23 protein-coding genes are annotated in these 22,903 nt (G+C 62.5%); 8 read left to right on the plus strand and 15 right to left on the minus strand.

Annotated features, from left to right (window positions below; translation table 11 throughout):
- Nucleotides 1-7: 7 nt before the first annotated feature.
- The 3 genes from HRH33_RS12640 to HRH33_RS12650 all read right to left on the minus strand — a co-directional run bounded on the left by HRH33_RS12640 (nt 8) and on the right by HRH33_RS12650 (nt 4,501).
- Nucleotides 8-2,194 carry a GAF domain-containing hybrid sensor histidine kinase/response regulator gene (locus HRH33_RS12640; RefSeq protein WP_173603454.1) on the minus strand — a complete coding sequence of 729 codons (2,187 nt, stop codon included), beginning with the start codon at nt 2,192-2,194 and terminating at the stop codon, nt 8-10.
- Nucleotides 2,195-2,353: 159 nt separating this feature from the next.
- Complete coding sequence (locus tag HRH33_RS12645) at nt 2,354-3,211, minus strand: CAP domain-containing protein (protein ID WP_034137986.1); 858 nt, start codon at nt 3,209-3,211, stop codon at nt 2,354-2,356.
- An 81-nt stretch (nt 3,212-3,292) separates the two neighbouring features.
- Nucleotides 3,293-4,501, minus strand: a complete 1,209-nt coding sequence (locus tag HRH33_RS12650) for an MFS transporter (protein WP_167418315.1) — start codon at nt 4,499-4,501, stop codon at nt 3,293-3,295.
- A gap of 113 nt (nt 4,502-4,614) precedes the next feature.
- Here HRH33_RS12650 and HRH33_RS12655 point away from each other — a divergent pair, with 113 nt between their 5' ends.
- Nucleotides 4,615-5,496, plus strand: a complete 882-nt coding sequence (locus HRH33_RS12655) for a LysR family transcriptional regulator (protein ID WP_167418314.1) — start codon at nt 4,615-4,617, stop codon at nt 5,494-5,496.
- A 57-nt stretch (nt 5,497-5,553) separates the two neighbouring features.
- Nucleotides 5,554-6,234 carry a GNAT family N-acetyltransferase gene (locus tag HRH33_RS12660; protein ID WP_167418313.1) on the plus strand — a complete coding sequence of 227 codons (681 nt, stop codon included), beginning with the start codon at nt 5,554-5,556 and terminating at the stop codon, nt 6,232-6,234.
- On the opposite strand, the gene HRH33_RS12665 is transcribed toward HRH33_RS12660, so the two are convergent.
- On the minus strand, nt 6,215-6,817 hold the full coding sequence (locus tag HRH33_RS12665; protein WP_167418312.1) for a TetR/AcrR family transcriptional regulator: 603 nt from the start codon (nt 6,815-6,817) through the stop codon (nt 6,215-6,217). The two genes, HRH33_RS12660 and HRH33_RS12665, sit on opposite strands and share 20 nt — an antisense overlap.
- 71 nt (nt 6,818-6,888) lie before the next feature.
- Between HRH33_RS12665 and HRH33_RS12670 the strand changes: the two genes are divergently transcribed.
- Complete coding sequence (locus HRH33_RS12670; protein ID WP_167418311.1) at nt 6,889-7,488, plus strand: NAD(P)H-dependent oxidoreductase; 600 nt, start codon at nt 6,889-6,891, stop codon at nt 7,486-7,488.
- A 1-nt stretch (nt 7,489) separates the two neighbouring features.
- Here HRH33_RS12670 and HRH33_RS12675 read toward each other — a convergent pair whose 3' ends face one another.
- The 3 genes from HRH33_RS12675 to HRH33_RS12685 all read right to left on the minus strand — a co-directional run bounded on the left by HRH33_RS12675 (nt 7,490) and on the right by HRH33_RS12685 (nt 9,813).
- The gene (locus HRH33_RS12675) at nt 7,490-7,879 is read right to left on the minus strand and encodes a hypothetical protein (RefSeq protein ID WP_034113272.1); all 390 of its coding nucleotides are present in this window, start codon (nt 7,877-7,879) and stop codon (nt 7,490-7,492) included.
- A gap of 31 nt (nt 7,880-7,910) precedes the next feature.
- Nucleotides 7,911-9,167: a 3-phosphoshikimate 1-carboxyvinyltransferase gene (gene aroA / locus HRH33_RS12680; protein WP_167418310.1), complete on the minus strand. Its 1,257-nt coding sequence runs from the start codon at nt 9,165-9,167 to the stop codon at nt 7,911-7,913.
- Nucleotides 9,168-9,258: 91 nt separating this feature from the next.
- Entirely contained in the window at nt 9,259-9,813 is a 555-nt protein-coding gene (locus HRH33_RS12685) for a UPF0149 family protein (protein WP_034137994.1), read from the minus strand.
- Between the two features lie 185 nt (nt 9,814-9,998).
- Here HRH33_RS12685 and HRH33_RS12690 point away from each other — a divergent pair, with 185 nt between their 5' ends.
- Both HRH33_RS12690 and nudC read left to right on the plus strand, forming a co-directional pair.
- Nucleotides 9,999-10,811, plus strand: coding sequence for a crotonase/enoyl-CoA hydratase family protein (locus HRH33_RS12690; RefSeq protein WP_167418309.1), 813 nt, complete (start codon nt 9,999-10,001; stop codon nt 10,809-10,811).
- Between the two features lie 5 nt (nt 10,812-10,816).
- On the plus strand, nt 10,817-11,650 hold the full coding sequence (gene nudC / locus HRH33_RS12695; protein ID WP_034097183.1) for an NAD(+) diphosphatase: 834 nt from the start codon (nt 10,817-10,819) through the stop codon (nt 11,648-11,650).
- Here nudC and HRH33_RS12700 read toward each other — a convergent pair.
- The 8 genes from HRH33_RS12700 to HRH33_RS12735 form a co-directional block, all read right to left on the minus strand.
- Complete coding sequence (locus HRH33_RS12700; protein ID WP_094066925.1) at nt 11,618-12,397, minus strand: TSUP family transporter; 780 nt, start codon at nt 12,395-12,397, stop codon at nt 11,618-11,620. The genes nudC and HRH33_RS12700 overlap by 33 nt on opposite strands.
- A gap of 169 nt (nt 12,398-12,566) precedes the next feature.
- Nucleotides 12,567-13,283, minus strand: coding sequence for a phosphatidylcholine synthase (gene pcsA / locus HRH33_RS12705; RefSeq protein WP_034137996.1), 717 nt, complete (start codon nt 13,281-13,283; stop codon nt 12,567-12,569).
- A gap of 147 nt (nt 13,284-13,430) precedes the next feature.
- Nucleotides 13,431-14,345, minus strand: a complete 915-nt coding sequence (locus HRH33_RS12710) for a class I SAM-dependent methyltransferase (protein ID WP_123479722.1) — start codon at nt 14,343-14,345, stop codon at nt 13,431-13,433.
- 92 nt (nt 14,346-14,437) lie between these two features.
- Nucleotides 14,438-14,926, minus strand: coding sequence for a DUF1289 domain-containing protein (locus HRH33_RS12715; RefSeq protein ID WP_034137998.1), 489 nt, complete (start codon nt 14,924-14,926; stop codon nt 14,438-14,440).
- 87 nt (nt 14,927-15,013) lie between these two features.
- Nucleotides 15,014-16,264 (minus strand): ribonucleotide-diphosphate reductase subunit beta, encoded by a 1,251-nt coding sequence (locus HRH33_RS12720; protein WP_173603455.1) that lies wholly within the window; start codon nt 16,262-16,264, stop codon nt 15,014-15,016.
- 211 nt (nt 16,265-16,475) lie between these two features.
- Entirely contained in the window at nt 16,476-17,780 is a 1,305-nt protein-coding gene (locus HRH33_RS12725) for an ATP-binding protein (protein ID WP_167418585.1), read from the minus strand.
- Nucleotides 17,777-18,517, minus strand: a complete 741-nt coding sequence (locus HRH33_RS12730) for a response regulator (protein ID WP_034138008.1) — start codon at nt 18,515-18,517, stop codon at nt 17,777-17,779. The genes HRH33_RS12725 and HRH33_RS12730 overlap by 4 nt, the downstream gene beginning before the upstream one ends.
- Before the next feature lie 141 nt (nt 18,518-18,658).
- Nucleotides 18,659-20,077, minus strand: a complete 1,419-nt coding sequence (locus HRH33_RS12735; RefSeq protein ID WP_167418586.1) for an aminotransferase-like domain-containing protein — start codon at nt 20,075-20,077, stop codon at nt 18,659-18,661.
- Between the two features lie 254 nt (nt 20,078-20,331).
- Here HRH33_RS12735 and HRH33_RS12740 point away from each other — a divergent pair, with 254 nt between their 5' ends.
- The 3 genes from HRH33_RS12740 to HRH33_RS12750 all read left to right on the plus strand — a co-directional run bounded on the left by HRH33_RS12740 (nt 20,332) and on the right by HRH33_RS12750 (nt 22,878).
- Entirely contained in the window at nt 20,332-20,964 is a 633-nt protein-coding gene (locus HRH33_RS12740) for a LysE family translocator (protein ID WP_167418587.1), read from the plus strand.
- A gap of 80 nt (nt 20,965-21,044) precedes the next feature.
- Nucleotides 21,045-22,103, plus strand: coding sequence for a diguanylate cyclase (locus HRH33_RS12745; RefSeq protein WP_167418588.1), 1,059 nt, complete (start codon nt 21,045-21,047; stop codon nt 22,101-22,103).
- 628 nt (nt 22,104-22,731) lie between these two features.
- Nucleotides 22,732-22,878 (plus strand): hypothetical protein, encoded by a 147-nt coding sequence (locus HRH33_RS12750; protein ID WP_167418589.1) that lies wholly within the window; start codon nt 22,732-22,734, stop codon nt 22,876-22,878.
- The last annotated feature ends 25 nt before the right edge of the window (nt 22,879-22,903 follow it).

Below are 22,903 nucleotides of genomic sequence, written 5' to 3' on the forward strand. Positions count from 1 at the left end.
GCGCGGCTCAGTCCCGGAGTATTGCCTTGATCAGTACCCGCGAGACCTGGTCGGCCGAGTAGGGCTTGGGCAGGAACTCAAAGCCTTCGTAGCCGCTGTCAGCCAGCTCCTCGCTATAGCCGGAGGTCAATACCACCGGCAGGTCGGCACGACGTTGGCGCAGCTCCTTGGCCATGGCCACGCCGGTCATGCCAGGCATCACCACGTCCGAAAAAACCGCATCGAAGGCCAACGCCTGCGGACCCGCCAGGCGCAGGGCGTGTTCGGCATCGGTAGCCCACGTGGTCTGGTAGCCCAGATCCTGCAGGATCTGGCTGGCAAAGCGCCCCACCTCCAGATTGTCTTCCACGATCAACACATGGCATTGCGTGGTGTCATGCACAGTTGCCGGTTCGTCCTGTGGGCTGCGCTGTGCCGAGTCCTGGGCCGCGACCTGCGGCAGGTACAGGGTAAACACCGAGCCCTGGCCCAGGGTGCTGGCCACATCGATATTGCCTCCCGACTGCTTGGCGAAGCCGAACACTTGGGACAGCCCCAATCCCGTGCCTTTGCCCACGGCCTTGGTGGTGAAAAACGGTTCGAAGATGCGCTCGACGGTGTCGCTGGGAATGCCGGGGCCGGTATCGGCCAGGGCAATGGCGATATGCGGCTGGCGCGAACCGGTCTCGCCGCGTATGCGCGGCAGGGGCTGTTGACCGGTCACCCGCAAGGTCAGGGTGCCATGACCGTCCATGGCGTCCCGGGCATTGAGGGCGATGTTGATCAGCGCGGTTTCGAACTGGCTTGAATCAATCCGCGCAAAACACGGCTGCGTCGGTAACTCCACCCGCACCTGGATGCGCGCACCGGTGACGCTTTCGAGCATTTCGCCAATATTTTGCACGCGCTGGCCTACATCGAAGACTTCCGGGTTCAGCGGTTGGCGCCGAGCGAAAGCGAGCAACTGGCTGGTCAACTTGCTGGCGCGCTCGACGGTGTCCGAGACCGCGCCCATGTAACGCTGGCGGCGTTCATCAGAGAGTCCTGGCTGGCGCAGAAAATCCACCGAGGAGCGGATGATGGTCAGCAGGTTATTGAAGTCGTGGGCCACACCCCCGGTTAACTGGCCGATGGCCTCCAGCTTCTGCGATTGGCGCAGGGCGGCTTCGGTCTGGGCCAGCGCCAGGGTGCGTTCTTCGACGCGCTGCTCCAGGGTGGTGTTGAGTTCGGCGTAGGCGGCCAGGCCGGCGCGCACATCGGCATCGGCACGCACGCGCTCGATATAGGCCCAGGAGCGCTCGGTGACTTCCCGCAGCACCGCCAGGTCGTAGTGCGACCACGGCCGCGCAACTTTGTCATGCACCGCCATCAGGGCGGTAAGGCGGCCGTTACGGATCAGCGGCATGCAGATGGTGGCGGTCACCCCCAGCGTCTGGAATTGCTCAGCCTCGTGGGGCGGCAATTCGCGCAAGTTGTTGTGGATCACCAGCGGCTCACCGGCGCGTAGGCACTTGACCGCGCGCTCACCGAACGCCGCAAGGCTATAACGACCGACGATGCTCGGCGAGCCGGGGGCGGTCCAGTTGTCGCGGATGGTGAAGCCATCTTCATCGGCATCCATATCGGCGTAGGCGCAATTGCTCACCTGCAAGTGCTCGGCCAGCAGGCGGGTGGTGTCAGTCATGATCGCCTGGGCGTCGTTGGCGTTGGCCACCGCGTTGCCGATGGCGTCCAGCAACGCCAGGCGGCGCGCGTGAAACACCGTGGCGGTGGTTTCGGTGACGGTATCGAGCATGCCGACCACTTTGCCTCGCGGATCGCGGATCGGGCTGTAGCAGAACGTGAAATACGCCTGTTCCGGTGCGGGCCCGCGTTCGATCACCAGCGGGAAATTCTCGATATAGGTGGCATGTCCCTCGAAGGCCGCGTTGGCGATGGGACGCACTTCGTCCCACACCTCGCTCCAGATTTCGCTGAACGGACGGCCCAGAGCGTAGGGCTTGTTGCCCAGGATCGGAATAAACCCATCGTTGTAGAGCGTGATCAGTTGCGGCCCCCAGACGATTGCCTGAGGGAAACTCGACGCGAAACACAGCGCAACGGTGGTCTTCAAGACATCCGGCCACTGCTCCAATGGCCCCAGGGGCGTACTTGCCCAATCATGCTGACGAACCTGTTCGGCCATGTCGCTGCTGCTTTGCAGCCAATTCATCATCGGGGTCACACCTTGTTTGCCACAGTCTGTCGTCGCCTGGAGAGCCCAGGCTGCCAAGCTACAGACCGGAATGCCCGCCGCCAGTTCAGCGGATTATCCACGAGATGGCACTTTGATGCTCTATTCGTTTGAAGGGCGACTAGGGCGGTCAACCACCCTCTATTGCTGCGGTGTGCCGAACATGGCGGTCCAATAGATGCCCGCATCGCTCTTGGGGTCCATGGCATAGGCAGCGCCCAGTTCGCGAAACTGCGGGTTCATCAGGTTGGCGCAATGGCCGGGGCTGGCGAGCCAGCCGTCCACCACCTTGCGCGGAGTATCCAGGCCGGCAGCGATGTTTTCGCCAATCGCCTTGGCGGTATAGCCGGCCAATTCGGCACGGTCACCGGGGGTTCTGCCGTCGTGGTCCAGGTGATCGAAGAAGTTGCCGTTGGCCATGTTGCGCGTGTGGCTGTTGGCGGCGCTGGCCAGGGTGTCGTTCCAGGCCAGCGGGGTAGTGGCGGTAAACGCTTGGGTGCCGCACTGGTGCGCTTGGGCGCGGGCGGCATTGACCAGACTGAGCAATTGCTTGCCTTCGGTCTGCCAGTCGCCCCGGCCGCTGGACAGCAGCGGGCGCGCCAGCACGATGCGCCAGTCCTGGCCCGTGTTGCTCACGCCGATATCGACATACTGCGGGTCCAGCACCACTCGGCAAAAACTCTCGCTCACCGCCTTCATGGCCGCGGCGGCATCCTTGGGCCCGGACAGGCTGATGGCCTGCACATTCACCATCGGGTACGCCGCCCGCGCTAGCGCCTGCTGCAGGTCGCCGGCGTTATTGGCTGGCAGCACCAGGCGCGCGTCGCTGGTCAGCGGCGGCAACTCCTGGGAACCCTGATCGCCGCAGCGTTGCACCTGGCTGCGATAGGCATTGATCTGTTGTACCAACTGACTTTCTTCATTCGCCATCGCGCTGGCGCAGAACACCGTACTGGCGGCCAGCGTCGTAAGACCCATCATCAATGACAGAACGCGCATGGACGTTACCCTTGAGCTTGAAAGTGCCCATGATGCGCGAAGTAACCCGGTCCGGCGCAACGCCTTTTTTGTTTTTTTGCCTCAACGGGTGTTCAGCGGCGGCGTAAGGCTGGCAATGCGGCACACTGCCATTGCAGCGGCCAGAACGATCAGCCCCACCGCGACGCTGAACGTGACGTGCAGGCCATGGGTGACAGATTCAGGCGTGGCATGGATGACATCCGGACTGGCCCAGGCGAATACCGCGCCCAAGGCTGAGGTGCCGAGGATCAGGCCCAGGTTGCGTGACAGGTTGAGCAGGCCCGAGACCGTGCCGCGGCGGGAGGCGTCCACGTCGCTCATCACTGCGGTGTTGTTGGCGGCTTGGAACAGGCTGTAGCCGCAGGTCAGAATTACCAGCGCGCCCAGATAAGCCATCAGCCCCGACGCCAGGGCCAGCAGCAGCGCGCCGCCCAGCAGTGTGCTTAGCCCGAGCAGTGTGACGCGGCGGCTGCCCAGGCGGTCGGTCAGGCGTCCGGCCGGCACGCCAGTGAGCGCGGCGACACCCGGCCCGACAGCCATTGCCAGACCCATCCATTCAGGCGCGAGGCCCAGACCGCGTGACAGGTAAAACGGCCCGACCACAAAGGTGGCCATGATCACCGCCGATACCAGCGCGCTCATGGCCAGGCCGGCGCGTAACGGCGCGGCTTTCAAGGGCGACCACAGGCTGCCGGGTACGCGTGCGTGCGGCAGATCCACCGGCAGATAGCGCCAGGCCAGGGCGGCGGCCAATACCCCCAGGGGCGTGCCCACCATAAATAATGCGTGCCAACCCCATAGGCTGAGCAACACGCCGCCGACACTGGGGCCCATCGCCGTACCGAGTGCCGACATGGTGCCCAGCAGGCCCATGACTCGGCCGATACGCTCCTTGGATACGGTATCGCCTACCAGACCCATGGCCATGGCCATCATGCTTGCCGCGCCGAGGCCTTGCAGCACACGCGCGGCGATCAAGCCATTCAATGAGGGGGCAACGCCGCACACGGTGCTCGCCACCGCGAACAGCAACAGCCCAGCGATCAACACCCGACGGCGCCCCAGGCGATCACCCAAACGACCCGCACTGACGATCACCGCCGTGATGCCCAGCAGGTACGCCAGCACCACCCACTGCACCGCCGGGAACGCTGCATTGAAGGTCTGTGCCAGCGTCGGCAGGCCGACGTTGGCGATGCTGGTGCCCAGCGAGGCCAGCAGCATGGACAAGCACAGGCTGACTAGAGCGCCGCGCGAAGAGATGGGCATGGGGAACTCCTTGACTGAAGGTGACTGACAGAACTCTACGGCCTGGCCTAACATGGCGGAAGACGCATGGATTGCATTAAATACCTGCATAAAACGCCTGCTTGGGAGCGCTGATGCCTGATCTGAACCTGTTGATCACCCTGGACGTGCTGCTCGCCGAGGGTAGCGTGGAACGTGCGGCCAAGCGCCTGCACTTGAGCCCTTCGGCCATGAGCCGGGCCTTGGCGCGTCTGCGGCACACCACGGGCGATCCGTTGTTGGTGCGTGCCGGTCGTGGCTTGGTGCCGACGCCTCATGCGTTGGCGTTGCGCGAGCAGGTCAGCCGCTTGGTGCAGGAGGCCCAGGCGGCCCTGCGCCCGGCGCAGGCGGTGGACATGGCCCAGGTCGAGCGCACCTTTACATTGCGCACCAGCGAAGAGTTCATCGAGTGTTTTGGCGCCGCGTTGCTCAGGCGTATCGCTCAAGAAGCGCCGGGCGTGCGTCTGCGTCTGCTGAGTAAAACCGACAAGGACACCGCACCGCTGCGCGACGCCCGTGTGGATCTGGACATCGGCGTGGTCGACCCCAGCGCCGGCCCCGAGGTGCTGACCCAGACGCTGTTCCGCGATCGCTTGATCGGCGTAGTGCGCAACGGCCATCCCCTCAGCTGCGGCGCGGTCAGCCTGCAACGCTACGCCGAAGGCCAACACCTCTATGTGTCGCGTCGAGGCCAGGACCGTGGCCAGATCGACGATGCCCTGCAAGCCCTGGGCGTTACGCGGCAGATCCACACCATCGTCGCCGGGTTCGCCACGGCCATCGCCCTGGCACGGGACACCGACCTGATTGCCAGCGTCCCCGAACGCTATATTGCCCAGCGCAACGAGCTGTTCTGCTTTGAACTGCCGCTGAGCCTGCCCACCTTCAGCGTGGCCATGCTTTGGCACCCGCGACTGGACGCAGACCCGGCCCACCGCTGGCTGCGCAGTTGCCTGCGTGAGGTGTGCGGGCCATGAACCGGGTGTAACAGGTACAATCGCCGCTGCCCTGAAGCCCAACCCCCAGGAATGTGCATGTTCAGCCTTACCCGTTACACCACGCCGTGCCCCGAGCCTATCAACGGTCAGATCCTGCAGATGGTGGTGGACAACCTCACCGATATCAGCAGCGTCGCGCTGCCCCCCAGCAACCTGCTGTACAACATCTATCAATACGCCATCGGCTTCGAGGTGCATTTGTATCTGGAGGCGTTGAACGGTGAGAAGGGCATCGCGGTGGAGCTGGTGGTGGCGACGGATGCCGAGGATCCGGAACAGGTGATCGGGTTTCTGTTGTGTTTACCGGTCAAGGATGACCCCGAGGCCTGTGGCATTCCCTTTATGGCCGTGCAGGCCGGTTCGCGGCGCCACGGGGTAGGGCGCGCCATGATGCAGGACGTGCTGGCTCGCTACCCCCATGCGGAGCTGGCCTGCTCGGTGGAAAAGGTGCCGGCCTTCGAGGCCATGGGGTTCCAGGTGCGCGGCGCACGCGACACCCAGGTGCTGATGAACACGCGTAGCTACGGCACCGACGGGCTGATGGGCGTGCTGGACGTGGCCGCGATCTACCGCTCCCTTGAGGTGCAGCAGATCCATACCTACCTGCTGCAACGACACGGCAAACGCGCAATGGTCGACGCCGAGCGCCAGCGCGACCGCCACCTGGATCAGCTGGCGCGCAAGGTGCAGGCGTTCGTCACGGGCGAGCGCGGTTGATCATCGCTGAAATGATCGCCTGCAATTCCTGCTGAGCTTCTTCACGGCTGACTTCGCCATTGGCCGCTGCGTGGGACAACGCTTCGGCCGCCCCGAGCATGGCCCTCAAGCCGGCTTGAGGCACTGTGCCGGAGGGGGCGAAGGGCGCCAGAGCATTGCGGCATTTGTCGAGGAAGATCGCTTCGTACTTGCGCTTGAGGGTTTCCAGTTCCGGGGAACTGTTCAAGGCCGCGATCACGCCTGGGATTTCCCGGCCCTGCAATAGCACACAATCGATGTAGCACGCGGCAATCACTCCGGCGCGGCCTTCCAGGGTGGCGTCGCTGGTGTCGAGTGCGTCGACAAACGCCTGGTTCTGGCGCGCGTCGAAATCTTCGTACAGCGCCGCCAGTAACCCCGCGCGGGTAACGAAATGGTCGTAGACCACCGGCTTGGTGACGCCCGCCAGTTCTGCCACCCGGCCCAGGGTCAGGGCATCGGTGCCTTCATCGCGCACCAGCTGCCAGGCCACCTCCAATAATTGTTGCAGGCGATCTTCACGGGACAGACGACGGCGGGGTGCACGGGATTCGTGGCTTGACATGCTTATATACCAAAAGTAACTTACTGTTCGTAACTTAAGCCCAGAGCCTAAACCGAACCGGAGTGAATGTCATGCACGCACTGATCGTTGTTGCCCATCACGACCCACAATCCCTGACCCACAGCATTGCCGCCCAAGTTGCCCATGGCCTGCGCCTATCGGATCACACCTCTGAAATCGCCGACCTCGCCGCCGAGGGCTTCGACCCGCGTTACAGCGCTGCCGACCATCGGGTGCATCGCGAACGCGCCGCACCACCGGCCGATGTGCTGGCCGAACAGGCCCGCATCGACCGCGCCGATGCGTTGGTTCTGGTGTTTCCCATTTATTGGTGGTCGATGCCCGGCCTGCTCAAGGGTTGGATTGACCGTGTATTCGTCAACGGTTGGGCCATCGACTACGGCCCGGACACCCCGGTGGTGAAAAAACTCGGGCATTTACACGTGCACCTGCTGGCGCTTGGCGCGGCGGACTTCAGCGCGTACGAACGGCATGGTTATGCCCAATCGATGCACACGCAGATTGACTACGGCATCTTTGATTACTGTGGCGCGAAGGTGCTCACATCCGACCTGCTACTGGACTCGGAAAGCGGCAGCGCAGAGGCCCATTTGAGCACCGCGAGAACCGTGGGCCAGGGGCTGTTCAAGGCCGAAACGGTGACGGGCTGACTTACCCGTCGCGAAACAGGTCGTGGGCGTCCAGCAGGCGGTAGGCAATCTCCGGGCGTTTTTCCATGCCCCGGCGAATCGCCGCCGGAATCGCTTGGCGGGTTTTGCGACATAGCCCGGGCAGGTCGTCGATGACGATCTGAATGCCGCGCATGCTTTTGACTTCGGTGTGGCCCGGCGCGATGTGTACGCGGATGCCCAGCAGTTCATACATGCGTTGTTGCATGCGTTCCAGGTCTTGCAGGTTTTGCAGGTTTTCCAGGCGTTCGAGCAGGCGCTTCTCTTCCTGGCGGGTGAGGCCGAGGATGCGCAGGTCCGCGTCGGGCGCTTGCAGCAATTGCTCGCGCTCGCATACGCAGGCGCCGGGTGGGCAGGGTTGGCGAATGTTCATGTTCAGTCCTCCCCATTCCGGCGCGCCGGGCTCAATAGGTCAGCGCGACACCCAGGCTGCTCAAGGCCTTCCAGTAGTCGGGATAGGTCTTGGCCACGCAGTCCGGGTCCTGGATGCGAATGCCAGCCACCTTCAAGCCGGCCAGGGCAAAGCACATGGCGATGCGATGGTCGGCGTGGGTGTCGATCAGCGCGGTGCAGGCGGTGCCGGCCAACGTCGGGTCGCTGGCCACCAGCAGGTCGTCGCCTTCGATGGTCGCCAGGCCGGGGCGGATTTCATTCAGGCCGTCATGCAGCGCCTGCACCCGGTCACATTCCTTGACGCGCAGGTTGGCCAGTTCGGTAAAGCGTACCGGGGTGTTGTTGAACGCCGCCAGCACCGCCAGGGTGGGGATCGCGTCCTGCATCTGCGAGCCCACCACCTTGGCCTGCATATCCGGGAACTGGGCGATCACCGCCTGCGCCTTGGCGTCCGGCTGGGTGAAATCCTGGGCCGCTACACCGATGTCGATACGCCCGCCAGTCAACACTTCGGCGGCCCACAGGTAGGTGGCGGCGGAGGCGTCGGGTTCGATCAGGTAGTCATGGGCGGTGTAGCCAGTGGGGGCGACGCGCCAGGTGGTGTCGTCGACGGCATCGACCTGCGCTCCGAAGGCGCGCATGCAGTCCAGGGTCAGGTCCACATAGCCACGGGCGCCAATGTCCTTGCCGGTCAGCGCCACTTCAATCGGCGCTTCACCGCAGGCGGCGAGCATCAGCAGGGCCGATACGTATTGGCTGGACAGCCCGCCGTCGATCTCGAAGCGCTTGGCCTGCACCTTGCCCGTGCCGTGCACGGTGACTGGCGGGCAGCCGCTCGGGCTGTCGACCTGGATGCCGTTCTGCCCGAGGGTGGCCAGCAGCGGGCCAATGGGGCGCTTGCGCATGTAGTCGTCGCCATCGAGCACCACGGTGCCTTGCACGGTGGCCACGGCGGCGGTGAGAAAGCGCATGGCGGTGCCGGCGTTGCCGAGGAACAGCGGTTGCGCCGGCAACTGCAACTTGCCCTGACCGGTGACCACGAACGTGGTGTCATCCGGTTCATCGATGATCACGCCCATCTGGCGCAGGGCCACCGACATGTGACGGGTGTCGTCGCTTTTCAGTGCACCACTCAAACGGCTGGTGCCCTTGGCCAGGGCCGCCAGCAGCAATGCACGGTTGGTAATGGATTTGGAGCCGGGGGGCGCGACCTTGCCGATGAGCGGGGCGTTGGGCGGGGTAACGGTCACGGTTTTCTGCGAACTCAAGGTACAAGGCTCCTGATTCAAGGCAAGGTGGCACGGAGTGGCCGACGGGGCGGACCCGAATAATCGGGCATTGATGCCGTGCTGTCGAGGCTTAGCGCTGGCTCGACCAGTAATCATGCAACGCCCGCGCTGCCGGTTCGATCTGGCCGGCGCGCTGCTGGTGGGCCTGGATATCCAGGTCGGCGGGCAATTCGAAGTTGTCCTGTTCGGCGCACCAGGAGATTTTCTCCAGATTCGCTGCCTGTTCGGTCGGCAGCGGCGGCCAGTTACCGATGGCAGCGCCACGGATGTAGCCAAAGCACCATTCTTCAGCCAGGGTCACCGTCTGTGCCCGATGCTCGGTTTCGTCAAAGCGCGGCGTGAAGCCCGGGGCGTCGCCGGCCAGTTGCGCCGCCAGGGTGTTGAGGTGGCGCACGCACAGGTCCAGAAACTGCTGCGCCTCGTCGGCGCTTTCCCACTCGGGGTTCTGGCCGCCCCAGATCGCCGGAAACCACTCGGCGATGTCTACCGGCGCCGGGCCGGAGACCAGCGCGGTGAAGTAGCCGTCGAGTTCGGCCACGTTCAACACGGAGTGGTCATCGCCGTACTTGAGCAGGGTGTCTTCCAGGGCGGCGAAATCGGCGGGGGCGAGGGGCTGGGCGTGCATGGGCATATCCTTTAAACGTCGAACGCCGCGCACTGCGCGGCTCAAAGCACGAAGGATGGCGTGTGCGCCGGGTTTTATCCAGCCTCTTTTCCATCCCGCTGGCCAGTCCCGCTTTTGGCCGATGCGCCGTCGCGCACCCTTGTTATAGTCTGGGCCTTCACCTTCGCCAGTCAGGGATCATGGCCATGTCCGAATACCAAGCCTTTGTCGTCGAACTCAACGGCAACGTTGCCCATGTGCAGATCAACCGCCCGGAAAAAATCAACGCGATGAACGCCGCGTTCTGGACCGAGATCATCGACATTTTCCAATGGATCGACGACACCGACGCCGTGCGCGCCGTGGTGCTCAGCGGTGCCGGCAAGCATTTTTCCTCCGGTATCGACCTGATGATGCTGGCCTCGGTGGCCAATGACCTGGGCAAAGACGTGGGCCGCAACGCGCGCTTGCTGCGGCGCAAGATTCTCGAACTGCAAGCTTCGTTCAATGCCCTGGACAATTGCCGCAAGCCAGTGCTGGCGGCGATCCAGGGCTATTGCATCGGTGGCGCGATCGACCTGATCAGTGCCTGTGACATGCGCTATGCCGCCGAAGATGCGCAGTTCTCCATCAAGGAAATCGATATCGGCATGGCCGCCGACGTCGGCACGCTGCAACGCCTGCCGCGCATCATCGGCGACGGTATGCTGCGCGAACTGGCTTACACCGGGCGCATGTTCGGTGCAGAAGAGGCGCGCAGCATCGGCCTGGTCAACCGTGTGTATGCCGATCACGACAGCCTGTTGGCCGGCGTGCTGGAGATCGCCCGGGACATCGCGGCCAAATCGCCGATTGCCGTCACCGGCACCAAGGCAATGATCAGCTATATGCGTGACCATACAGTCAATGACGGGCTGGAATACGTTGCCACCTGGAACTCGGCTATGTTGCAATCCAACGACCTGCGTGTGGCCATCGCGGCCCATATGAGCAAGCAGACACCCGAATTCGTGGATTGATAGACATGACCCCAGGCTGGATTACCACAACGCTTCTGGACAACGACACCCCTGGCGGCTGGGCTGTCGCCCGCAGCCGCGAAGGCTTTTTACATGACGCCAATGGCCCGCTGTTTCCGCGGGAGTGGCTCAAGCGTCAGGACCTTTCGGTGTTCGCCGAACACGGTATCGGCCACCTCGACGGCGAGCCGGTGTACCTGCTGGAGCTCAACGCCCCCAGCGATGTGCTCGGCTGCAGTTGGCAGGGCTTGCGCGGTTTTATGCTGCAAGGCGATCACACCCTGTACAAAGTGCTGGGTTACGCCGCGCAGATCGGCACCTGGGCCCGCGAGCACCGCTTTTGCGGCAGCTGCGGCCTGGCCATGGTGCAAGTGCCACGGGAACGCGCAATGTATTGCCAGGCGTGCGACCTGCGCAGTTACCCGCGCATCTCGCCGAGCATGATCGTGCTGGTGACCCGTGGCGACGAAATCCTGCTGGCCCGTTCGCCGCGTTTTGTGACCGGGGTCTATAGCACGTTGGCCGGGTTTGCCGAGCCGGGGGAGTCGGCCGAAGACTGCCTGATTCGCGAGGTGCGCGAGGAAGTGCAGGTGGAGGTGCAGAATATCCAGTACATGGGCAGCCAGTGCTGGCCGTTCCCCCATTCGATGATGCTCGGCTTCCATGCCGAGTACGCCGGTGGCGACATCGTGCCCCAGGCCGACGAGATCGAGGACGCGCAGTGGTTCAACATCCATGACCTGCCGCCGTTGCCGGCGTCGCGTTCGATTGCGCGCTACCTGATCGACCTCTATGTGGCGCGCCGCTTAGGCCACGCTGAACCAGTGCTGCCAGGCTAAGCGCACGGTCAGGCCGAGTACCACGGTGATAAACACCGGACGAATGAATTTGGCGCCGCCGCTGATCGCGCTGCGAGCGCCAAAGAAGGCCCCGCCCATTACCGAAATCCCCATCGCCAGGCCGACTATCCAGTCCACCGAACCGTTGAAGATAAACACCGACAGCGCTGCCGCGTTGCTGACGAAGTTCATGCTGCGTGCCACACCGCTGGCCTTGACCAGGTCGATGGGGTGCAGCAGCAGGGTGCTGACGGTCCAGAACGCCCCGGTGCCCGGGCCTGCTACGCCATCGTAGAAGCCCAGGCCGAAGCCTTGGGTGGCCTGCCACTTTTTCTTGATCGGCGCGTCGACATCCAGCGGCGCCTTGGGCGTGCCGCCGAACAACAGGTACAGGCCGCAGGCGAATACGATCACCGGCAGCATTTTGTTCAGGGCCTCGGCTGGCAGGTAGTGGGCGACCACCGCACCGGCCAGCGCGCCCACCAGCGTGCCGACGATGGCGTGCATCCATTGACGCGGGTGAAACAGCTTGCGGCGGTAAAAAGTAAAACTGGCGGTGGCCGAGCCGAACGTGGAACTGAGCTTGTTGGTGCCCAGCACCAAGTGCGGCGGCATGCCGGCGGTGAGCAGCGCCGGGGTGGTCAACAGCCCGCCACCGCCGGCGATGGCATCGATAAAACCGGCGATAAAGGCCACGACGGCGAGGATGGCGAGGGTGGTGAGATCAACGCTGAGTTCGAAGGGCATGGGCAGGGCTTATGGTTGGCAGGGCGCTATGCGGAAGGTCGCCATCTTACCTGCCGAATGTATGCAGAACCAACTATGGGAGGGTGCTTACCCCCGATTGCGGTGTATCAGTGACAGATAAGCTGATTGACACATCGCAATCGGGGACAGCCCCCTCCCACCTATTTGGCTATTTGTGGTTGCCCAGCCACTCCAGCGCGGTGCGCCAGATGCAAATCCCCAGAAAGTATGCCGACATCAGCGACCACAAGCCGAATGTCCACGGATTGGTGTTGGGATAATCCACGACCATCAAAAAGCTGCACAGCAACCAGATGGTGGTCACCGCGATATTGATCGGCATAAAGCGCTTGACCCGAAACGGGTGCAGAAACTTCATCGGCGTGACGGTCAGCAGGGCCAAACCGATGACCGTCAGCAAGGTGACCCACGCGTCCGGCTGGATGATGTACACGCACAGGGCTACCACGTTCCAGGCGGCGGGGAAGCCGACGAAATAGTTGTCCTTGCTTTTCATGTTGACGTTGCAGAAGCAGAACAACGACGACACCAGGATCACCGACACGGTAAACAGATGGGTGAAGTCCGGCAGGTCGATGTAGCGGTAGATAAACAGCGCGGGGATAAACACGTAGGTGAGGTAATCGATCACCAAATCCAGCACCGAACCGTCGAAGCTCGGCAGCACCGTGCTGACATTGACCCGCCGCGCCAGGGAGCCGTCGAGGCCATCCACCACCAGCGCCAGGCCCAGCCACAGCAGGCAAGCCTTGGGCGAGTTTTCCAGCAGGGCCAGGGTGGCCAGGAAGGCCAGGACCACACCGGTGGCGGTAAAGCCGTGGGCGCCCCAGGCTTTGATTCTGGCTACATGCAGGGTCGATATCACGGGCGGTTCTCCAAAGGTGGAACGGGGCAGCCGACAACGTGACGCGGTCGAGTCTGGCCGGGGAATGCAGGTATCGACCGGGAAGGGGGGGATAAGGTTCACCGCCCGGCGTCTTGCTTAGGGTAGCAAGCGTAGGACGTTTCGGCATCAGCCCTGGCGAAACACCAGGGCTTTGAGGCCACTTTGTGGGTCGATGTCGGGAAATTCCGGCGGGTTCGCCAGGCGCTGCACGAAATGCAGCCCCGGCGCTTCGCGAGTCACGCCATCGATCAGGAAGTCTTCGCCGAAGGCCGGATCGTTCATGCACGCCAGCACCGTGCCCTGAGCGGTCAGCAGTTCCGGCAGGCGTCGCAGCACGCGCTGATAGTCCTTGGTCAGCAGAAAACTGCCTTTCTGGAACGATGGCGGGTCGATGATCACCAGATCATAGGGGCCGTTGTTGATCACTTTTGCCCAGGATTTGAACAGGTCATGGCCCAGAAACGTGACGCGGCTCAGGTCATGGCCGTTGAGCCGATGATTGTCGCGGCCACGGCTCAGGGCGCCGCGTGCCATGTCCAGATTCACCACGTGCTCGGCACCGCCTTCGATGGCCGCCACGGAAAAGCCGCAGGTGTAGGCAAACAGATTGAGCACGCGCTGGCCCTTGGCCTGTTCGCGCACCCATTGGCGCCCGTAGCGCATATCGAGGAACAACCCGGTGTTCTGCTTTTTACCCAGGTCGATCAGGTAACGCAGGCCACCCTCGGTGATGATCCGCTCGTCGATCGCTTGCCCCACCAGCCATTCGGTGGTGCTTTGTGGCAAGTAACGGTGTTGCAGGGCGATTGTGTAAGCGCTGAACTCGCTTTGCAGCAGCTGTTTCAGGGCTTCCAGCTGTGCCGCCTGCGGTTCCTTGAATAGCGAGACCAGCAGCACGCCTTGCAGCCAATCCACCGTCAGTTGCTCCAGGCCCGGCCAGCAACGGCCGCGGCCGTGGAACAGGCGTCGGGTTTCACTGGGCGGGTTGGCCAGGGCCGTCAGCAGGTGAGCGTGGAGGGTAGCGAGTGCGTCTGGGGTCATCGTTGAGCGTCGGTGATTGAGCGGGCGGCATTTTAACCACACGCGAGGAATGGAGCGGTATTAAGTGACACACAACGGCCTGAATTCGAGCGCTACATGGCGGCAATCAGAGCAGGCCCAAAGGCGTCCTTGAGGAAATTCGGCGCGATATATCGCTGGTAATGCGCCTCGGACAACAGGAAAAACTCCCGATCGATGGCATCGCGCAAATCCGCCAGATGGCGTTCGCGAAACTCCGGCAACAGCGCCAGACCGTAAGCGTCCAGGCGGGAGATCACCCGCGCACCGCGCGCGATCAACTGATACGCCCAGCAATATGGCGACTGCTGGGGCATAAAACGGATCTGGCGGTCCTGCAGCTGCTGACGCAAGCGCTGGGGGTCGAACACTTCCAACTTGCTGGCCATCACCTGCACCAGCAACTGCTCCAGACGCTGCCACACCGCGCGCTTTTCCTCGGCGTTGTAGCCATTCCACTGGATCACTTCATGGTGATAACGCTTGCAACCCCGGCAGACCAGGTCACCGTACACGGTGGAGCACAGGCCGACGCAGGGGGTCTTGATGGTTTGGTTAGGCATAGAAGGCTATTAGCAAAGTCTGTAGCGCACCGCGGCGCCCATGTTGGGGCGGGCAAGCCCGCTCCCACATTGATGCGTGTTTGTGGATCAATCCCAGCTCAGCGCACCGCCGGTCTGGTACTCGATCACGCGGGTTTCGAAGAAGTTTTTCTCTTTCTTCAAGTCCATGATCTCGCTCATCCAAGGGAACGGGTTGGTGGTCCCCGGATACTCTTCCTTCAAGCCAATCTGCGACAGGCGACGATTGGCGATGAACTTGAGGTAATCCTCCATCATCGCCGCATTCATGCCCAATACACCGCGCGGCATGGTGTCGCGCGCGTATTCGATCTCCAGTTGGGTACCTTGCAGGATCATCTGGTTCGCTTCTTCCTTCATCTCGGCATCCCACAGGTGTGGGTTTTCGATTTTGATCTGGTTGATCACGTCGATACCGAAGTTCAGGTGCATCGACTCATCGCGCAGGATGTATTGGAACTGCTCGGCCACGCCGGTCATTTTGTTGCGGCGGCCCATGGAGAGGATCTGGGTGAAGCCGCAATAGAAGAAGATGCCTTCGAGTACGCAGTAATAAGCGACCAGGTTGCGCAGCAGTTCTTTGTCGGTGTCGACGGTGCCGGTTTCGAACTTCGGATCGGAGATCGAACGGGTGTACTTCAGGCCCCAGGCGGCTTTCTTCGCCACCGATGGGATCTCGTGGTACATGTTGAAGATCTCGCCTTCATCCATGGCCAACGATTCGATGCAGTACTGGTAGGCGTGGGTGTGGATCGCCTCTTCGAAGGCCTGGCGCAGGATGTACTGGCGGCACTCCGGGTTGGTGATCAGGCGGTACACGGCCAGCACTAGGTTGTTGGCGACCAACGAATCCGCAGTGGAGAAGAAGCCCAGGTTACGCATGACGATACGGCGTTCGTCGTCGGTAAGGCCTTCGGGGTTTTTCCACAGGGCGATGTCGGCGGTCATGTTGACCTCTTGCGGCATCCAGTGGTTGGCGCAGCCGTCGAGGTACTTTTGCCAGGCCCAGTCGTACTTGAAGGGCACGAGTTGGTTGAGGTCGGCGCGGCAGTTGATCATGCGCTTTTCGTCGACGGCGACGCGGGCGGAGGCGCCTTCGAGTTCGGCGAGGCCTTCGGCGATGTCGAGTTTGTCCAGGGCGGCCTTGGCGCGCACGATGGCGGCGGAGTCACTGGCGGTGACGGCGCGGGCTTCAATGGCGGCGGCGGCGCCGGCACCGTCGAGGCGGTCCATGTTGGCTTCGGTGGCGTGGCCGGCGTTGGCGCCTTTGATCACCGCTGGGCCGGTGTCTTCGTTGTCGACTTCATCCCAACTCAGCATCGAAATATTCCTTCCTGGTCTGGTCTGACGGGGGTGGGCCCGTGCAAAAAATAGATGATTTGCAGGCTTCAAGGCATTGAAATACTGCGCAGAGTGTGGTCGGTAAGCACCGATGGCGCACACTATGTAGTGGTCTGTTTTGTTTGTGGGCACACTATATGGTGTGTAACAGGGTTGGTCAACGGACCGAGCTGGTTACGTCGTCGCACCCTTACAGGGGCAACCTGACTTGCGCGCAGAGCCCGCCCTCGGGGCGGTTGCTCAAGGTCAGCGCACCGCCGATGGCCACGGCCAACTGTTGCGCGATGGCCAGGCCCAGGCCGGTGCCGCCGGTGCCGCGATTGCGTGAGCTTTCAACGCGGTAGAAGGGTTGCAGCACCTGGGGCAATTCAGCCTCGGCAATGCCTGGCCCGTTATCCAGTACCTTGATCGACAGTTCACCGTTGGGGGGGGCCGCCACTTCCAGATGGGCGGAGCCGGCGAACTTGAGGGCATTGTCCACCAGGTTCACCAGAATCCGGCGCAGGGCGTGGGGGCGCGTGTCGAGTATCGCCGCGCTCTTGCCACTGAGGCTGACCTGTTTGTGCATGTCTTGATAGTCGAACACCAGGCTGTCGAGAAAGGCGTCCAGGTCGATGCGCTGGCTGGTTTCGCTGGCGCCGTGGACGCTGCGCGCATAGGCCACGCCTTCGCGTACCAAGTGCTCCATTTCCCCCAGGTCGTTCCAGAGTTTTTCGCGGTCGGTGGAGTCCTCCATGAACTCGGCGCGCAGCTTCATACGGGTGATCGGTGTTTGCAGATCGTGGGAAATCGCCGCGAGGATCTGCATGCGTTCCTTGAGGTAGTCGGCGATCCGTTGCTGCATGCGATTGAACGCCGCTGCGGCATGGGCCACTTCGGTGGGCCCACGTTCATCGAGTGTCGTGGGATGTGCGTTGGGATCCAGGGTTTCCACGGCATGGGCCAGGCGCGTCAGTGGGCGAATGGCCAGGCGTACGGCTAACCCGGTGCAGATCAGCAGCAGCGCCAGTTGCAGCACCAGCACCACCGGTAGCCAATAGGCCACCGGGACGGCAGCGGGGCGCACATCCACGGTGATCGGACTCCCGTCGGCCAGTGTCAGGTGCGCCTGGAAATGCTTCTGCGCGCCCGGAATATCGCGAAAGGTCAGCGCATAACGCTCGCCCAGGGCCTCGGCAATCGAGGTGGCGGCCATGGGCATGTCATCGCTGGGCAAGGGGCGGCCCGGCTCGCCTGCGTTGAGCAGGTAACGGTAGTTCTGGCGGTTCAGGCGTGGCAGCCAACTGGCGCGCTCATCGGCAGGCAGGCGGTCCAGGATCGCCACCGAGGTGGCCACGTCGTTTTCCAGGTTGCCCAGCATCGTCGTGCGCGCGCTGATATAGCGCTCGTAAAACTGTGCACTGAACGACAGCCCATGGGCGCACACCAGGCTGATCAGGAAAATCAGCGACAATTGCGACGCCAGGGTGCGGGGCCAGCCGAGCCGCAGGCTCATTGATCGGCCTCAAGGATTTCCACCGGCAGTGAGAACACGTAGCCCTCGCTGCGCACGGTCTTGATATAGGCCGGCTCACGGGCATCATCCAACAGTCGTTGGCGCAGGCGACTGACCAGCAAGTCGATGGAACGGTCGAACAGATCGGCGTCGCGGCCCTGGGTCAGGTTGAGTAATTGGTCACGAGTGAGCACCCGTTGGGGGTGGTCGAGAAACACCCGCAACAGACGGTATTCCGCACCGCTCAGGGCCACCAGGGTGCCGTCGTCGTCAAGTAGGTGGCGCGCGGTGGTGTCCAGGCGCCAGCGACCGAAGCGGATCAGGCGCCCGGTTTCGGTGACCACCAGGTTGGGCGGTAGCATGCGCGTGCGGCGGAGCACCGCATTGATACGTGCCAGCAGCTCACGGGCCGCGAAGGGCTTGACCAGGTAATCGTCGGCGCCCATTTCCAGGCCGATGATGCGGTCGGTTTCGTCATTGCGGGCGGTCAGCATCAGCACCGGCGTGGCCTTGTGCTTGCCTACCCGCAGCTCGCGGCACAGCTGCAAACCGTCATCGCCGGGCATCATGATGTCCAGCACGATCAAATCCACGGGGGTGGTTTCCAGGAAGCTGCGCATTTGCCGGCCATCGGCGACCACGGTGGTGCGCATGCCATTTTTTTTCAGGTAATTGCCCACCAGTTCGCGGATCTCCCGGTCGTCATCGACGATCAGGATATGATCGACATGATCCATGCTGCCTTCCTCGTTAAATGCTCGTTGCGGCGCAGTCTAGCCACTGTTGCCGGCGATGCCTTGTACGTTTTGTATTGCAGTGTATCTGGGCGCAGGCAGATACACGGCGACGCAAAAAACTGGCATATCGCCTTAGCGCGATCAGTTGCCAGACTTGCCGGCCCCCCCGCGCAGCAGGGCTTCGAAGACACGTTGCACGCGTGGGTCGTCGCTGTGGGCCACATTAAAGCGCATCGAATCACGATGGATCGGGTCGTAGCCGAATAACGCCCCCGGCGCCAGCACCATGCTGCGCTTCAACGCCTCCTGGGCCAGCAGTTCGCCGTTCACTTCCGGCGGCAGGCGTGCCCAGATAAACATGCCGCCTTCATAGGCCATTGGCAGTTCACAACCACAACGCCTGAGCCATTGCTCCACGCGACCGCCGGCCTCCATCAGCCGTTGCACCATGCGTTTGCGGTGCTTGGCGTAGCTGCCTTCGCTGAGCATGCGGTAGACGATTTGCTCGAACAGTTCCGAGGTCACGCCGCCGCTCATCAACTTCATATTGGTCAGGTTGGCCGCCAATTGCGGCGCGGCCACCACGTAGCTGACGCGGGTGTTGGCGCTGAGGATCTTGGAAAACCCCGACAGGTAAGTCACCTGCTCAAGACCGGCGAGGCTGGCCAGGCGTGGCGGCGGGTTGGGGTGCAAGTCACCGTAGAGGTCGTCTTCGACGATATGGCAGTGGTAATGCTGGGTCAGCTGCAGCAGGCGGAACGCTTGGCTCGGGCTGAACGAATGGCCGGTAGGGTTATGCAGCACGCTGGTGGTCAGGTACAGGCTGGGACGGTGTTCGGCCAGCAGCTGTTCCAGAGCGGTAAAGTCGAAGCCGTCCGGGCGACGCTCAATGGTCACCACCTTGACCCCATGCAGCGCCAGATTGGCGTGGAAGTTGAAATAACACGGCGCATCCAGCAACACCGTATCGCCGGGGCGCGCCAGCAGGCGCATAAGCATGTCCAAGCCTTGCACGGTGTTGGGGGTGGTGATGATTTGCTCCACCGGCACCGACAATCCGTCACCGTGCAACTTGTGTTGCAGGGCCTGGCGCAGCGGCAGTAGACCGGCCGGCGTACCCAGCCCAGCGATGCGCAGCGACGGCGCGCGCACCACGCTGCGCATGGCCTGGCGGATCGCCTCGCCGTTCAACCACGTTTCGGGCAGATGGCCGCCGCCGGGGCGCAGGTCGCTGTCGGCCGTCACCAGCGGGCGACGCAAGACGCTGAGCAGGTCTTGGGGCAGCAGGTCGACCCAGGTAGAGGAGGCCGGCCGCGTGCTGTCCATCGCCACAAAGTAGCCGCGGCCCTGGCTGGAGGTCAGCAGGTTGCGGCCGCGCAGACGGTCGAGGGCTTCGTTGAGGGTGAATTTGCTGACGCTCAGGGTCTGGGTCAACTCGCGCACCGACGGCAATTTGCTACCCGGTGCCCATTCGCCGTTTTCAATAGCCTGGCTGAACGCTTCGACGATCTGCTGCACCTTCGGCGTGCCGTCCACAAAGGCGATGGCGGATACAAACATTAACCTTCCTTGTCTTTGCTGGTGCTTTTACCGGTGAAGTGAGGCCGGATTAGGCATCACTTTACCTGCCTGGTGCAACGTCGCTCCTCTAGACTGCCGGCCACCTCGCTTGGATACGGCGATTTCCCTGCAAGTGAGCAATGGGTTCCGCATTTTTTATGACGACTTATCTGTGCGCATCCAGAAAACCGCTGAGAGCCAAAGAGGGTGCTCAAGGCCAAGAAAGTCGACTCTCCTACCCAAGGTCCAGGACCATGACAACCGCGTTAACACTCTCTTCGTTCCTCTACTTTCTGTTGTTTTGCGCCACCATGACCTTCAGCCCTGGCCCCATGACCCTGCTCTTGCTGAGCCTGGGCTTGAAGGACGGCCTGCGCAGTTCGATCCCGGCGCAGATCGGCGCCAGTGTGTCGTACCTGATTTCGATCCTGATCTTTGCCGTGGGCTTCTCGGAACTGATCAAGGGCAACCTCGCCATTACCCAGACCATCCAGTTTGTCGGCGTGGCCTACATCCTGTACTTGGCCTACAAACAGTGGACCAGCAACGGCGTGTCGATCCACAGGGCCGGCGGCGTGGAAGGCCCGCGCAGCCTGTTCGGCAAAGGCTTGCTGACCGGGTTTTCCAACCCCAAGACCATCATTATGTTCAGCGCGGTGTTCCCGCAGTTCGCCGGGGCCGGGGAGCACAGCTCGGCGGCGGACATCGCCATCCTCGGGCTGACCTTTCTGTTACTGCAATTCGCCAGTGGCTGCTTGTATTGCTACTTCGGCCAGCGCATCAAGCATGTGCTGGAAAACCCGCAGCGCCGCGTGTTGTTGCAGCGCGCCACGGCGGTTTTGTTGTTGGGTGTGGCGTTGATGCTGGCGCGGGGCTTTTCCCACTGAGCAACGTCCCTGTCGGCTGTGGTGGCAATTTGCCGTCGCCCTGATAGACTCCAGGCATTCCTCCAGGATTGACCCCCGCCATGCCCAGCGTCGGAGGAAAAGGACTTCCGCTCGCCATTCGCCTCTACAAAACCCGTGCCCTGGGATTGGCCCTGGGCGTAGTGTGCGTGGTTTTTGCCATATACCCCCTGGAGCCTCCGCCGTGGGTGTGGGCCTGGATGCTGATCAATGCGTTTGTCTGGCCTCACGTGTCATTCCAACTGACCCTACGCACCAGCCAAACCCTACGCAGCGAACGCCGCCATCTGCTGTTCGATTCGTTTTGCGGCGGCTTCTGGGTCGCCGCCATGCAGTTCAATCCGCTGCCCAGTGTCACCGTGCTGTCGATGATGTCCATGAACAACGTATCCATTGGCGGGCCGCGCTTTGTGTTGGCCGGCTGGCTGGCGCAGGCGCTGGGTGTCGCCATCGGGTGGTGGTGGATAGCACCGGGTTTTATCGCCATGACCAGCCAGGCCCAGCTATACGCCTGCCTGCCGATCCTGATGCTGTATCCATTGGTGCTCGGTTGGATCTGCTATCGACAGGCTCAGAACTTGTCCCGGCACAAGCGCGAACTGCTGGCCCTGAGCCGTACTGACAGCTTGTCCGGCCTGCTCAACCACGGTGCGTGGAAAGATCAGTTGGAAATCGAGTTCCAGCGTTGTCGCGATGAACAGCGGGGCGCGGTGATTGCCCTGATCGACATCGACCACTTCAAACTTATCAATGACACCTACGGCCACGTGACAGGCGATATCGTGTTGCGCCAGCTCAGCAAGGTACTGCGCCAGAACCTGCGCAGCACCGACCAGGCGGGGCGATATGGCGGTGATGAATTCTGCGTGATCCTGTCGGACATGCCGCTCAACCGTGCCACGCAAGCTATGGATGTGCTGCGCGATCGCTTCAATGCGCTGACCTACGACCAAAACCCGACCCTGCGCGCCAGCCTGAGCATTGGCCTGGCGCCCTATCAATCGGGGCACGCCGACTCCATCAGTTGGCTCAACGACGCCGACCTGGCGTTGTACCAGGCCAAAAGCGGCGGGCGTAACCGCGTCAGCGCAGCGCAGGGGACTTGGTTGCGGTCGGTTTAGTGGGGGGGGAGAGTGGGGTGAAAAAGCAGCGCTACGCTGGCGCATTCCCTACGGATGAGCGCCGTAGGTTTACTCGGAACTTGAGCCTGTCGTTGTGGCGAGCAGGCTTGCCCTGCGTTGGGCTGCGTAGCAGCCCTAAACACAGACAGCACCGACACACCTGAAATACCCAACGTCCGGACCGGCCGCTGCGCGGCCCAGCGCGGGCAAGCTCGCTCACCACAGGAGCTGGGTAGTCGGTGAGGTGGCGGGTGTTCTTACCCTGTTGATGGGGCTTCTCGGCTGGCTTTTGGGAGGTCGCCTTTCCAAACGGCCCTGAGCGAGAACGTAAACGTCACGTAGAGAATCTCTGGAACTCTCTAAGTTGTACCATTCCGCTCTCGGCCAAGAAGCTTCACGAAACAAACCATCTGCAATCCCTCGCACTGTGTGATCAGGCGAGGGACTTTGCAGAGGTTTGCAGGGCAGGGGAGTAGAGCTTATCCGGCGGTTATGTGGGATGTTTCGACAATCTGGCACTGGCCATAATCGGCATGCTCCATGCGATCGTGGTGGCGCCGATGGGCGGTGGGCCGTTGATCAAGTGTCTGGGCTGGTCGTCAGTTCCACCTAGACCCGACGCACCATCATGCGCCTGGGCCCGCAGCGCATTGTGTCCAGGGGCGTGACGCTGATGGCGCTGGGCGGGGTGTGGGCGCTGGTGATATATCAAGCGTTTGGCTGGTCGGTGTTGGCGGTGCGCGCGCGCCTGCCTGTTGAACTGTCCTATACATAGGACAATCCAGGCCAGGTTTGCCGTC

Source organism: Pseudomonas rhodesiae (assembly GCF_013285305.1).
Taxonomy (GTDB): Bacteria; Pseudomonadota; Gammaproteobacteria; order Pseudomonadales; family Pseudomonadaceae; genus Aquipseudomonas; species Aquipseudomonas rhodesiae.

What these genes read in the sequence shown, in the direction of transcription:
- HRH33_RS12640 (WP_173603454.1), bottom strand. Translation starts at nt 2,194, where the DNA reads ATGATGAATTGGCTGCAAAGCAGCAGCGACATGGCCGAACAGGTTCGT.
- HRH33_RS12645 (WP_034137986.1), bottom strand. Translation starts at nt 3,211, where the DNA reads ATGCGCGTTCTGTCATTGATGATGGGTCTTACGACGCTGGCCGCCAGT.
- HRH33_RS12650 (WP_167418315.1), bottom strand. Translation starts at nt 4,501, where the DNA reads ATGCCCATCTCTTCGCGCGGCGCTCTAGTCAGCCTGTGCTTGTCCATG.
- HRH33_RS12655 (WP_167418314.1), top strand. Translation starts at nt 4,615, where the DNA reads ATGCCTGATCTGAACCTGTTGATCACCCTGGACGTGCTGCTCGCCGAG.
- HRH33_RS12660 (WP_167418313.1), top strand. Translation starts at nt 5,554, where the DNA reads ATGTTCAGCCTTACCCGTTACACCACGCCGTGCCCCGAGCCTATCAAC.
- HRH33_RS12665 (WP_167418312.1), bottom strand. Translation starts at nt 6,817, where the DNA reads ATGTCAAGCCACGAATCCCGTGCACCCCGCCGTCGTCTGTCCCGTGAA.
- HRH33_RS12670 (WP_167418311.1), top strand. Translation starts at nt 6,889, where the DNA reads ATGCACGCACTGATCGTTGTTGCCCATCACGACCCACAATCCCTGACC.
- HRH33_RS12675 (WP_034113272.1), bottom strand. Translation starts at nt 7,879, where the DNA reads ATGAACATTCGCCAACCCTGCCCACCCGGCGCCTGCGTATGCGAGCGC.
- HRH33_RS12685 (WP_034137994.1), bottom strand. Translation starts at nt 9,813, where the DNA reads ATGCACGCCCAGCCCCTCGCCCCCGCCGATTTCGCCGCCCTGGAAGAC.
- HRH33_RS12690 (WP_167418309.1), top strand. Translation starts at nt 9,999, where the DNA reads ATGTCCGAATACCAAGCCTTTGTCGTCGAACTCAACGGCAACGTTGCC.
- nudC (WP_034097183.1), top strand. Translation starts at nt 10,817, where the DNA reads ATGACCCCAGGCTGGATTACCACAACGCTTCTGGACAACGACACCCCT.
- HRH33_RS12700 (WP_094066925.1), bottom strand. Translation starts at nt 12,397, where the DNA reads ATGCCCTTCGAACTCAGCGTTGATCTCACCACCCTCGCCATCCTCGCC.
- HRH33_RS12710 (WP_123479722.1), bottom strand. Translation starts at nt 14,345, where the DNA reads ATGACCCCAGACGCACTCGCTACCCTCCACGCTCACCTGCTGACGGCC.
- HRH33_RS12715 (WP_034137998.1), bottom strand. Translation starts at nt 14,926, where the DNA reads ATGCCTAACCAAACCATCAAGACCCCCTGCGTCGGCCTGTGCTCCACC.
- HRH33_RS12720 (WP_173603455.1), bottom strand. Translation starts at nt 16,264, where the DNA reads ATGCTGAGTTGGGATGAAGTCGACAACGAAGACACCGGCCCAGCGGTG.
- HRH33_RS12725 (WP_167418585.1), bottom strand. Translation starts at nt 17,780, where the DNA reads ATGAGCCTGCGGCTCGGCTGGCCCCGCACCCTGGCGTCGCAATTGTCG.
- HRH33_RS12730 (WP_034138008.1), bottom strand. Translation starts at nt 18,517, where the DNA reads ATGGATCATGTCGATCATATCCTGATCGTCGATGACGACCGGGAGATC.
- HRH33_RS12735 (WP_167418586.1), bottom strand. Translation starts at nt 20,077, where the DNA reads ATGTTTGTATCCGCCATCGCCTTTGTGGACGGCACGCCGAAGGTGCAG.
- HRH33_RS12740 (WP_167418587.1), top strand. Translation starts at nt 20,332, where the DNA reads ATGACAACCGCGTTAACACTCTCTTCGTTCCTCTACTTTCTGTTGTTT.
- HRH33_RS12745 (WP_167418588.1), top strand. Translation starts at nt 21,045, where the DNA reads ATGCCCAGCGTCGGAGGAAAAGGACTTCCGCTCGCCATTCGCCTCTAC.
- HRH33_RS12750 (WP_167418589.1), top strand. Translation starts at nt 22,732, where the DNA reads ATGCGCCTGGGCCCGCAGCGCATTGTGTCCAGGGGCGTGACGCTGATG.